The following is a 10,915-nucleotide window of genomic DNA, read 5'->3' as shown; positions in this document are numbered from 1 at the left end:
GCCGCCCCTCCCAGCCGCGTGCCGTCCTACGCGCTGCGCAGGATCCGGTACCCGCGCTGGGGGTCGTAGCCGTGGATCTCGCGCGTATCGAGCACGGCCATGAAATCGAGCACCTCGGCGGTGATGACCTGGCCGGGCACGAGCACCGGGAACCCGGGCGGGTAGGGGGTGACGAAGCCCGCGGAGACGGGTGCCTCTCCCTGGGCGACGCGCTCGCGGAGCGCGTCGTGCCGCACGTGCTCGACGGCGCCCCGCTGCTGGCCGCGGAAGAACGCGGCGCGCATGTCGCCGTCCGGCAACGCGGCGTCGGTCGCGTAGCCCGGGGCGAACGCGCTGAAGTCGGGCAGCGGCGGCATGGGGATCTCGGCGGGCAGCGGGATCTCCGGGTCGCGCTGCGCCTGCGCCTCCTCGAAGCGCTCCGCGAGCTTCACGAGCACCTCGATGAGGTACGCAATCGCGCTGCGGGACGTGCCGATGTTCGTCATGAACAGCACGGTGTTCCGGCTCGTCTTGTTCACCTGGATGCCGTAGCGGTCCATGAGGTGCTCGTGCTTGAACGTGTCGCCGTCGACGCCCGTGCGGCTGATCTCGATCGTGATGCGGCTCGGGTCGACGACGAACTCGTCGCTCGACCACGCCTCCCACATGGGCGCGAGGCCGTCGCGGAGCGGCATGGGCCGGCCGTCGCCCCGGTTCTCCCGCGGCACGAGGTCGTGCGCCGTGAGCACGCGGAAGGTGCGCCGCAGCAGCGGGTGGCGCGCGATCGCCTGCGCGAGGCTCGTCGCGAGGTCGAGCTGGCGCTGCACGAGCTCGAAGCCCTCGAGCTCCACCTGCCTGCGGCCGATGTCGAGCGAGGAGAGGATCTGGTAGTTCGGCGAGGTCGAGGTGTGCGTCATGTACGCCTCGTGGAACGGCTCCTCGGCCTCGCGGACCCAGTCCTGGTCGTAGACGTGGATCATGGAGCCCTGGCGCAGTGCGGTGAGGGTCTTGTGCGTCGACTGGGTCGCGTAGACGCGGATGCGGGCGTCGGGCGCCGGGATGAGGCGCTCCTCGAGCCAGGCCGCATCGGGCGCGGGGGCGCCGTCCGGACCCGTGAGCCGGGCGCGCTGCTCGCGGTAGGCGGTCGCGTGCGCCGCCGAGCCGAGCCGCTGCTCCAGCCGCTTCGCCGCGGCCATCGCGGTGCGGCGGCGCGTCACGGGGTGGAACGCGGCGAATGCGAACCAGGCCTCGTCCCAGAGGAACACGAGGTCGGGCTTGATGGCGAGGCACTCGGCCATGACCCGCTCCGGGTCGTAGACGATGCCGTCGAACGTGCAGTTCGTGAGCGTGATCATGCGCACCTCGTCGAGGCGGCCCTGCGCCCGGTAGTCGAGCAGCAGCTGCTTGATCCGGTCGAGCGGCACGGCGCCGTAGAACGCGAAGTCGTTGAGCGGGTACGCCTCGAGGTAGGCCGGGCGCGCGCCCGTGAGCATCACGGCGTGGTGGTGCGACTTGTGGCAGTTGCGGTCGACCATGACGACGTCGTTCGGGGCGACGAGCGCCTGGTGCACGATCTTGTTCGCGGTCGACGTGCCGTTGGTCACGAAGAAGGTGTGCTTCGCGCCGTAGGCGCGGGCCGCGAGCTCCTGGGCCTTCTTCAGCGTGCGCACGGGGGCGAGCAGCGAGTCGAGCCCACCCGAGGTGGCGCTCGTCTCGGCGAGCAGCAGGTTGAGGCCGTAGAAGTCGGCGAGGTCGCGGATCCACTTCGAGGACACGACGGAGCCGCCGCGGGCGACGGGCAGTGCGTGGAAGACGCCGACGGGGCGCCGAGCGTGATCCTGGATCGCGGTGAAGAACGGGGTGTCGTACAGGTGCGAGACGCGGCGGAGCAGCGAGAGGTGCAGTTCCAGCTGGTCCTCGCGGCGGAACACGCGGCGGAAGCGCCGGGTGAGCGCGCCCGCGAGGTCCTCGATGTGGGCGCCGGCCATGAGGTAGAGATCGAGCTCGGGGCGCAGCGCGGCGAGCGTGTCCGCGAGGCCGAGCACGCGCTGCACCGAGGCGAGCGAGCTGCGGGAGGGCGCGGAGCCCGGGGCGACCTGCGCGCGGGCGAGCTCGATCGTCTCCCGCAGGTCGCGGCTCAGGCGCTGGCGGGTGCGCTCGCTGAAGCCGGGGCGCACCACGCAGGCGAGGATGTTCGGATTCGTGAGGATCGCGGCGATCGCGTCGTCCGCCGAGGGGACGATGACGAACTCGTAGATGAACGCGTCGGCCGCGCTGCGGAGGCGGAGGCCCTCGGCGCGCATCGCGTCGCGGTCGCCGGGCGTCGTCTCGTCGATCACGAGCACCTCGAAGCGCGGGCGCGGGTCGGTATCGCCCACGAGCTCGGCGCGATCCTGCTCGTCGATGAACTCGTCGCGGGGCTCGTCGATGATCGTGTCGCCGCGGAGGCGGTTGACGACGCGGCCGATCCGCTCGAGCGCCGTGCGGTAGTCGCCCGCGGCGAGGAGCTCGCCGATCGCGACCACGTAGCGCTGGCCGAAGCCGGCCCAGTACATCTCGACGGTCTCGAGGGAGCGGAGCGAGCGCTGGATCTCGCCGTCCGCCGCGAGCAGTTCCGTGTTGTCGTCGGCGCCGTAGACGAGGCGCTTCACGGCGAAGCGGAGGTACTCCCAGGCGTCGCTGCGCATGCGCCAGGTGCTCGACGGCATGCCGGGGTCGCGCTCGAGCGCGGGTCCCGTGCCGCCGTGCGCGGGGACGATGCGCGAGCTGGGGCCGGCTACGTCCGCGCCGGGGAGGGGAATCGAGCCCGTGATCGCCATGTCGATCGTGCCGAGGCCGCGCCGGAACGCATCGGCGGACATGTCGTAGGGGGATTCGGTCCTCGTCATCGTGTGCCTGTTCCTTACTGAACGTCGTTGTGCGAGCCGTGGGGCAGGGGCGGGTCGGGGCGCGCCCTTGACCGTCGATCATAGGCGCTTCCGGATGCCGGGGCCGGTACGTGCGCGCGGCGGGTGGCTGATCGTTCGCCGAGAGATCACCCGATGATGGTAAGGATGCCCTAAGCTAGAGCCCGTGAGTGCTTTCGATCCTGCCGACCATCCGGACGCCGTCACGGTCGTCGACCCCGCGGGGATCGACTGCGTGCTCGCCGCAGCGGATGCGGCCGACCTCCCGGCGCTCCGCGCCTGGCTCGGCGAGCTGCCGGAGACGAGCTACGGCCAGGTCTTCGTCGAGGTGTTCTCGCCGATCCAGATCGTCGAGCTCCCGCTCCCCAACCACGTGAGCGTCACCTGGCTCTGCCGCGAGGAACGCGAGGAGAGCCCCCGGCCCGGTATCGGGCGACGGCGCGGCGAGGCGCTCGCCGCAGCGGTCGACGCCTGGTTCGACGAGTGGCTCTGGGCCGACAGCTCCGCGGTGCGCAACATCCAGCTCTGGACGGGCGCGCGCACGAGCCCCGTGATGCAGAACTACTGGACCGCGCTCGATCGGCGGGTCGAGAAGCGCTGGCCCGGCGCCTGCCGCCCGGAGGACTGCGCCCGCTCCGAGTGAGCCCGCTGCTCCCGCCCGCCCGGGAACTGGGCGCACCCCGAACGGATGCACCAGGAACGGATGCGCGCCGCGGGAGTGGCCATTCGCCCCTCGCCGGGTCGTAGACTTGGGGCATGGCGAAAGCGTATGAACGGAAGCACCGGATCGCAGTGCTCGGCGGCGGTCCCGGCGGCTACGAGGCGGCACTCGCGGGAGCCCAGCTCGGCGCCGAGGTCACGCTGATCGAGAGTTCCGGTGTCGGCGGCGCGGCCGTCCTCACCGACGTCGTCCCGTCGAAGAGCCTCATCGGTACGGCGGGCGCCGTGCAGGCGGTGCGCGACTCGGGCAAGCTCGGCGTGCAGGCCTTCGTGCCCGGCGGCGACGGCAAGCCCGTCCGCCCGGAGATCGCGGTCAACCTCGCCGCGGTGAACAAGCGCCTCCTCGCCATGGCGGGCTCGCAGTCCGTCGATATGCTGCGCACCCTCGAGGACGCCGGCGTGCGCGTCGTGCAGGGCGAGGGGCGTCTCGACGGCCCGAACGCGGTGCTCGTCTCCACCGCTGCGGCGGGCGAGGGCACCGACTTCGACCGCATCGAGGCCGACACGATCGTCGTCGCCGTCGGCGCGAGCCCCCGCGAGCTCGACAGCGCGAAGCCCGACGGGGAGCGCATCCTCACCTGGAAGCAGCTCTACAACCTCTCGGCGATCCCCGAGCACCTCGTGGTGGTCGGCTCCGGCGTGACCGGCGCCGAGTTCGCGAACGCCTACCGCACCCTCGGCGCCGAGGTCACCCTCGTGTCGAGCCGCGAGCAGGTGCTCCCGGGCGAGGATCCGGACGCCGCGGCCGTGATCGAGCGCGAGTTCACCCGCCTCGGCATGAACGTGATGTCGAAGTCGCGCGCCACGACCGTGACCCGCACCGCCTCGGGCGTGCTCGTCGAGCTCGAGGACGGCCGCACGATCGAGGCCTCCCACTGCCTCATGGCGGTCGGCTCGATCCCGAACACGCAGGGCCTCGGCCTCGAGGAGGCCGGCGTCGCGCTCACCGAGAGCGGTCACATCCGGGTGAACAAGGTCGCCCGCACCGCGATCCCGTCGATCTACGCGGCGGGCGACTGCACCGACTTCTACCCGCTGGCCTCCGTCGCATCGATGCAGGGCCGCACCGCGATCATGCACGCGCTCGGCGACTTCGTGCGACCCATCGACCTGCGCAACGTCGCGGCGAACGTCTTCACCTACCCGGAGATCGCGACCGTCGGCTGGAACGAGCGCACGCTCGCCGACAACGCCGACGTGGCGAAGGCGATCTCGCACACGATCCCGCTCAGCGTGAACCCGCGCGCGAAGATGATCGGATTCACCGACGGCTTCGTGAAGCTCTTCGCCTGGGAGGCGTCGGGCACCGTGATCGGCGGCGTGATCGTCGCTCACCGCGCGAGCGAGCTGATCTTCCCCCTCGCACTCGCCGTCGAGCACCGGCTCACGGTCGACCAGGTGGCCTCCGCGTTCGCCGTGTACCCGTCGATGACGGGTGCGATCACGGATGCCGCCCGGGCGCTCCACCGCCACTGAACCACCGCCCGGCGGGGCGCCCGCGCCGCCGCAGCACCGAACGCGAAGGATCGACCATGCCCTCCATCCCGGCCGCACGCACCACGGTCTCCCGGCGCCGTCTCCTGGGCGGCGTCGTCGGCCTGCTCGGCCTCGGCGCCGCGGGGGCGCTCACCGGGTGCGCGCCCGGGAAGCCGGAGCTCGTCCCCTCCGATGACGCGCAGCCCGCCGTGACCGTGCGCGCGATCGACAACCGCTTCGAGCCGCGCGAGGTGGAGATCGAGCCGGGCCAGGCGGTGCAGTGGGTGTTCGAGGGCAGCATGGAGCACGACGTCGTCGCGAAGGACGGCAGCTTCGTGAGCGAGCTGCAGCAGACCGGCAGCTACACGCACGTGTTCGACGAGGCGGGCGACTACGACTACCTCTGCTCGATCCACCCCGAGATGACGGGTGTGGTGCGGGTGACGGGCGCCCCCTAGCGCGCCTCCCCGCGGAGGTCGGGGAACTCCGGCATCTCGACGAGCTCCTCGATCGCGGCCCCGATCTGGAAGACGGCGGCCTCGTCGAAGGGGTGCCCGACGACCTGGATCCCGGTGGGTACGCCCACCCGGGAGACGCCGCTCGGCACCGAGAGCACGGGGCAGCGGTTCGCCACGTTGAACGGGCTCGTCATGTGCGCTTCCCAGTAGTGGGCGAGGTGCACCGTGCGCCCCGTCGCATCGACGGCGTCGATCCCGTCGAGGTAGTCGTCCGCGGCGTGCAGCATCTCGACCGCCTGTGTGGGCGTGAGCAGTGCGTCGAGCCCGTGCATCGCGGCGGCGAGCTCCGCCTGCAGCGTCGCGTCGAGCGCGAGCGACTGCGGGAGGGAGACGCCGCGTGCGGCGGCCGCGGCATCGGCGATGAACCGGCCCGTGTACGCGGCCAGGCGGTCGGCCGTTCCCGCGGTGAGCTCGGCCATCGCGGGCCCCAGGATGTGCCCGAAGTGGGCGAACGTCGTGGCGGAGATGCGCTCCGTGGTCCAGGGCAGCGCGACCGGCACGATGACGGCGCCGGCGGCCTCGAGCGCGGCGGCGACGCGCTCCGTGTTCTCGCGCACGCTGCGGGCGACGGGGTAGTCGCCGAGCTCGATACTCAGGCCGATCCGCATCCCCGCAACGTCCGCGGCGCCGCCGAGGCCGCCCGCGGGGAGCGGCGGCCGGGAATCGCCGAATGAGCCGTGGTCGACGGGGTGGCGGCCGCTCAGCACCCCGGCGAGGACCGCCGTATCGGCTACGGTGCGGGCCATCGGGCCGTCGCCGCGGTACCAGTCGCCCGCGAGCGGCGGGAGGCTGGGGATCCTGCCAAAGGGCGCCTTGTAGCCCACGGTGCCCGTGAAACCCGCCGGAATGCGGGTGCTCCCCGCGATGTCGGAGGCGGTGGCGAGCGTCGCCATCCCCGCCGCGAGCGCGGCCCCGGCGCCCCCGGAGGAGCCGCCGGGCGAGGCCGCGAGATTCCAGGGGTTCCGCGTGATGCCCCACTCGGGGGAGTGGGTCACCGTGGCGCAGGAGAACTCGGGCGAGGTGGTGCGCGCGTGGATGATCCCGCCCGCCGCGAGAACCCGCTCGACGACCGGGTGGTGCGCGGGGGCGAGCTGCCCGCGGTTCGCCGCGAGCCCCTGCGTGAGCGAGCGGCCCGCGATCCCGTGCTTCTCCTTCGTGGCGACGGGCACCCCGAGGAGCGGCGGCGGCTCCTCGCCCGTCGCCCGCGCCGTCGCCCAGGCCGCGTCGGCGCGTTCGGCCCGCGCGCGGGCTTCGGACGCGAGCACTTCCGTGAACGCGTTGACCCCGTGCTCGCGGTCGCCGTTCACTTCGGCGATGCGCTCGAGCGTTGCGTCGAGCAGCTCGCTCGGCTGCAGCTCGCCGGAGCGGAACAGGTGCCGGGCGGTGCGGGCGTCGAGCGTCGTGAGGGCGGAATCCTGGCGGGTGAGGGGCATGGGGTCTCCGGGGAGTGAGCGCGGGTGGGACAGGGATCGTGGGAGCCGAGCGGGTGCGCAGCGTGCGGAGCCGCGGCTGCGCGGCTCCGCGTTCGTTCAGCCGCGGGGGAGCGCGCCGTGCACGAGGCGCCAGGCGACCTCGGTGAGTACCTCGACGCCCACCGCCATGTCCTCGTCGCGCGAGAACTCGCGCTCGCAGTGGCTCACGCCGTCGACCGAGGGGATGAAGAGCATCACGGTGGGAGCGATCCGGTTCATGGCGACGGAGTCGTGGCCGGCCATGGTGCGGATGCGCCGCGCCGCGTGGCCGAGCTCCGAGGTGACGGCCTCCGCGAGCGCGAGGCCCGCCTCGGGGTAGAACTGGTTCTCGCGCACGTCGAAGTCGCGCGCGTGGATCACGAGCCCGTGCTCGGCTTCGATCGCGCGGATGTCGCCGAGGATCCGGTCGCGCGCCGCGAGCACGACGTCCCGGTCATCGGCGCGGAGGTCGGCGACGAGGTGCACGCGCCGCGCGACGACGATGGGGGAGTTCGGCTCGAGGGTGAGCTGCCCCACGGAGGACACGAGCGTCTCCGGCGGGAAGAGGTCGGTCACTTCGTGGACGCGCTGGATCACCTTCGCGGCCCCGAGCAGCGCGTCGTGGCGGTCCCCCATGAGCGTCGCGCCGGTGTGCGACTGCTCGCCGAGCACCTCGATGTCGAGCTTCTGCGTGTGCCAGCTCGCATCGACCGCGCCGATCGGGAGCCCCTCGCGCTCGAGGATGCGGCCCTGCTCGATGTGGATCTCGGCGTAGGCGGCGATCTCGGGGCGCGCATCGGAGCCGAGGTAGCCGATCGCGTCGAGCGCCTCGCGCACGCTCACGCCGCGCAGATCCTGCACCGCGAGCATCTCGGCCTCGTCCTTCAACCCGGCGAAGACCGAGCTGCCCATGATCGAGGGGGCGAAGCGGCCGCCCTCCTCGTTGAACCAGTTCACCACGGCGAGGTTCAGGCGGGGCGCCTGGGCCGTGCCCGGGGCCCCGGAGGCGCCGGCTGCGTGCCGGGCGACCAGGCGGTCCGCCGCGTGGAGCCCGGCGATCACGCCGTACGCGCCGTCGAAGCGGCCGCCGAGCGGCTGCGAGTCGAGGTGGGAGCCGAGCAGCGCGTAGGGGGCGCCGGGCACGAGCTCGATCAGGGCGAACTGGTTGCCGATGCCATCGACGCGCACCTCCCAGCCGCGGCGCTCCGCGAAGGCGCGGAACCACTCCCGCGTCTCGCGGTCCTCCGCGGTGGCGGCCTGCCGGTCGACGCCGTGGTTGGGCGTGGCCCCGATCGCCGCGACCTCATGGAAGTCTCGGAGGAATGCGGTCGCCTGCGCGTCGGTCGGGGCGGGGGCCTGGCTCAGGGTTTCGGTGGTCACTGTGCGACTCCTGTCGTGCGCGCCCGCTTCAGCGGGTGAGTTTCGGGGATGCGGGTGAGGATGAGGACGAGGAACACCACGGCCGCGGCGATCGCCATGTAGACGCCGGGGCTCGCGTTGAAGCCGGTCGATTCGACGAGCCACGCGCCGATGAACGGCGCGGTGCCGCCGAAGAGCGCGTAGCCCACGTTGTAGCTCACCGCGGCTGACGTGAAGCGGGTGCGGGTGGTGAAGATCTCGACGAAGAAGGTGTAGCAGCCGCCGCCGTAGATGCACGCGGCGATCACGAAGAGGAACTGGCCGAGGAGCGCGAGCGTGAGCGACCCCGAGGTGACGAGGAGGAACGCCGGGACGGAGAGGAGCGCGAAGGCCGCGGATCCGGCGATGAGCATGGGTTTGCGGCCCACCCGGTCGCCGATGATCCCGCCGATCGGCAGCAGCAGCGCGTAGAGGAGCATCGCCGCAGCGTTCGCGAGGAGCGAGGCCTCGCGGCTCAGCTCGCCCGCGGTCTGCACGTAGGCGACGAAGTAGCCCGAGAGGAAGTAGAAGCCCATCGCGGTGAGCCCCATCACCATGATCACCTGGAGCATGTTCAGCCAGTTCTCGCGGAACGCGTCGCGGATGGGGGTGTGCTCCTTCTCCTGCGCCTGCTGCTCGAGCTGGACCTGCTTGAACGCGGCCGACTCCTCGGTGTGCGAGCGGATCCAGAGCCCGAACAGCGCGAGCGGGAGCGCGATGAGGAACGGCACGCGCCAGCCCCACGCCTCGAACGACTCCGCCGTCATGCTCTGCGAGAGCACAAGGATGAGGGTGCCGCCGACGACGGAGGGGAGCGCGGTCGCCGCGAGCGTGACGTTGAGCCAGAAGCCGCGGCGGTCCTTGGGCGCGTGCTCGAACACGAACGCCGGGGCCCCGACGGACTCACCGCCCGCGGAGAATCCCTGCAGCAGCCGGCAGAGCACGAGCAGCACGGGCGCCCAGATCCCGATCTGCGCGTAGGTGGGAAGGAGCCCGATCGCGGTGGTCGCGATCCCGATGGTGAGCAGCGTGACGTAGAGCACGGGCCGGCGCCCGTAGCGGTCGCCGAGGGCGCCGAAGAAGAGACCGCCGAGCGGACGGATGAAGAAGGCGACCCCGAACGCGGCGAAGGTGGAGAGCAAGCCGAGCGCGGGGTTCTCCGTGGGGAAGAACAGCGCCGAGAGCGTCAGCGCGGAGAGCCCGTAGAGGCTGAAGTCGTAGAACTCGATGAACTGGCCCACGCTGCCCGCGAGGAGCACGCGGCGGCGGTCGCGGGTGAGCGAGCGGCGCTCGGCGATGGAGACGGGGCCCGTGGGCAGATTGACGGGGTCGGTGGAGGGAGCCTCGGGGCTCCCGGCGGGAGGGGCCCCGAGTGGGCCCGCAGCGGCGGAAATCTGTGTTTCGGATTGCGGCGTCATTGCGTCCTCCTGGCTTCGCCCGCGGGGGTCCCTGCGTCGGTGGAGGGGCGGGCGTGCTCCTCATCCTGGAGGAGGACCGGGCATCGGTCTAATGGGGAGTTTCGTTCGTATGCATCGACGTTCTCGATGCGTGGGGGCGCTCTCGCGTGAGCTCCGCGCAGACTCGCGCCACGGCCAGGGATTTCTGCGTGGGCACGAGTCCGCGGCGGCGCACGAGCGACACTTCGGTGGGCGGCAGCGGCTCGTCGATGCGGAGCGGCACCACGCGGGCGCCCGAGTAGGTCACCCCGTGATCGAGCCACTGGTTGAGCACCGAGTAGCCGATCCCGCGCGCCACGAACGAGCGCACCGTCTCGTAGCCGAGGGAGACGTGCCGGATCCGCGGCGCGATGCCGAGCTGACGGAACAGGCTCAGGTAGTAGTCCCGCGTGTGCGGCAGGTTGAGCAGCACGAGCGGCTCGTCCGCGAACTCGGTGAGGCTCGCCGAGCTGCGCCCGCTGCGCGCGACCGGATGGTCCTCCGGGACGATCACGTGGGGCGGGATCCGGTCGATCACGGTGCGCTCGAAGCGCTCGTCGACGCCGAGGTCGTACATGAGGGCCAGCTCGCAGCGGCCGTCGTAGAGCGCCTCCTGGAGGGTGCCCTGGTCGCCCTCGAAGAACTCGATTGTCACCCCCGGGTAGCGCTCCTCGCAGCGGGCGAGGATCGACGGCGCATGGAAGGGGGCGAGGGGCGCGTAGATGCCCACCACGATCTCGCCGGAGAGCGCGTCATCGACGGAGCGCACTGAGCGCTCGATCAGCTCGGCCTCCTCGAGGAAGGCGCCGCTGCGGGCGAGCAGCGCGGCGCCCGCGGGGGTGAGGCGCAGACCGCGCCGCGGCATGCGCGTGAAGAGCTGCACCTCGAGCTCGCGCTCGAGCTGCGAGATGGCGCTCGACAGCGTCGACTGCGTAACGTTCAGCTCGGCGGCCGCCGCCGTCATGTGCTCGAGCCGCGCGACCGCCGCGAAGTACCGGAGCTGGACGAGCGTGAACGACGATGTCATGCGC

General features: G+C 72.1%; 8 protein-coding genes. 3 read left to right on the top strand and 5 right to left on the bottom strand.

Going from position 1 to position 10,915, the window contains the following annotated elements; genetic code table 11:
- Positions 1 to 26 precede the first annotated feature (26 nt).
- The gene (locus U874_RS0108530; RefSeq protein WP_025134120.1) at positions 27 to 2,867 is read right to left on the bottom strand and encodes a beta-eliminating lyase-related protein; all 2,841 of its coding nucleotides are present in this window, start codon (positions 2,865 to 2,867) and stop codon (positions 27 to 29) included.
- Between the two features lie 184 nt (positions 2,868 to 3,051).
- Between U874_RS0108530 and U874_RS14800 the strand changes: the two genes are divergently transcribed.
- From U874_RS14800 to U874_RS0108515, 3 genes are all read left to right on the top strand, one after another.
- Positions 3,052 to 3,528: an SIP domain-containing protein gene (locus tag U874_RS14800; protein WP_025134119.1), complete on the top strand. Its 477-nt coding sequence runs from the start codon at positions 3,052 to 3,054 to the stop codon at positions 3,526 to 3,528.
- A 113-nt stretch (positions 3,529 to 3,641) separates the two neighbouring features.
- Positions 3,642 to 5,081, top strand: coding sequence for an NAD(P)H-quinone dehydrogenase (locus U874_RS0108520; RefSeq protein WP_025134118.1), 1,440 nt, complete (start codon positions 3,642 to 3,644; stop codon positions 5,079 to 5,081).
- Between the two features lie 56 nt (positions 5,082 to 5,137).
- A complete protein-coding gene (locus U874_RS0108515; protein ID WP_025134117.1) occupies positions 5,138 to 5,539 on the top strand; it encodes a plastocyanin/azurin family copper-binding protein in 402 nt (133 codons plus the stop codon).
- Here the strand turns inward: U874_RS0108515 and U874_RS0108510 are convergent.
- The 4 genes from U874_RS0108510 to U874_RS0108495 form a co-directional block, all read right to left on the bottom strand.
- Positions 5,536 to 7,032, bottom strand: a complete 1,497-nt coding sequence (locus U874_RS0108510; protein ID WP_025134116.1) for an amidase — start codon at positions 7,030 to 7,032, stop codon at positions 5,536 to 5,538. The two genes, U874_RS0108515 and U874_RS0108510, sit on opposite strands and share 4 nt — an antisense overlap.
- 96 nt (positions 7,033 to 7,128) lie before the next feature.
- A complete protein-coding gene (locus U874_RS0108505) occupies positions 7,129 to 8,430 on the bottom strand; it encodes a M20 family metallo-hydrolase (RefSeq protein WP_025134115.1) in 1,302 nt (433 codons plus the stop codon).
- Positions 8,427 to 9,866: an MFS transporter gene (locus U874_RS0108500; RefSeq protein WP_025134114.1), complete on the bottom strand. Its 1,440-nt coding sequence runs from the start codon at positions 9,864 to 9,866 to the stop codon at positions 8,427 to 8,429. Before U874_RS0108500 ends, U874_RS0108505 begins: the two co-directional genes overlap by 4 nt.
- An 88-nt stretch (positions 9,867 to 9,954) precedes the next feature.
- Positions 9,955 to 10,911 carry a LysR family transcriptional regulator gene (locus U874_RS0108495; RefSeq protein ID WP_025134113.1) on the bottom strand — a complete coding sequence of 319 codons (957 nt, stop codon included), beginning with the start codon at positions 10,909 to 10,911 and terminating at the stop codon, positions 9,955 to 9,957.
- Between the last annotated feature and the right edge of the window lie 4 nt (positions 10,912 to 10,915).

The organism is Leucobacter sp. PH1c (genome assembly GCF_000633415.1).
Lineage (GTDB): Bacteria > Actinomycetota > Actinomycetes > Actinomycetales > Microbacteriaceae > Leucobacter.
Note: the sequence above shows the minus strand (reverse complement) of the source record. Positions and strands in the feature narration are given on the sequence as shown.

What these genes read in the sequence shown, in the direction of transcription:
- U874_RS0108530 (WP_025134120.1), bottom strand. Translation starts at nt 2,867, where the DNA reads ATGACGAGGACCGAATCCCCCTACGACATGTCCGCCGATGCGTTCCGG.
- U874_RS0108520 (WP_025134118.1), top strand. Translation starts at nt 3,642, where the DNA reads ATGGCGAAAGCGTATGAACGGAAGCACCGGATCGCAGTGCTCGGCGGC.
- U874_RS0108515 (WP_025134117.1), top strand. Translation starts at nt 5,138, where the DNA reads ATGCCCTCCATCCCGGCCGCACGCACCACGGTCTCCCGGCGCCGTCTC.
- U874_RS0108510 (WP_025134116.1), bottom strand. Translation starts at nt 7,032, where the DNA reads ATGCCCCTCACCCGCCAGGATTCCGCCCTCACGACGCTCGACGCCCGC.
- U874_RS0108500 (WP_025134114.1), bottom strand. Translation starts at nt 9,866, where the DNA reads ATGACGCCGCAATCCGAAACACAGATTTCCGCCGCTGCGGGCCCACTC.
- U874_RS0108495 (WP_025134113.1), bottom strand. Translation starts at nt 10,911, where the DNA reads ATGACATCGTCGTTCACGCTCGTCCAGCTCCGGTACTTCGCGGCGGTC.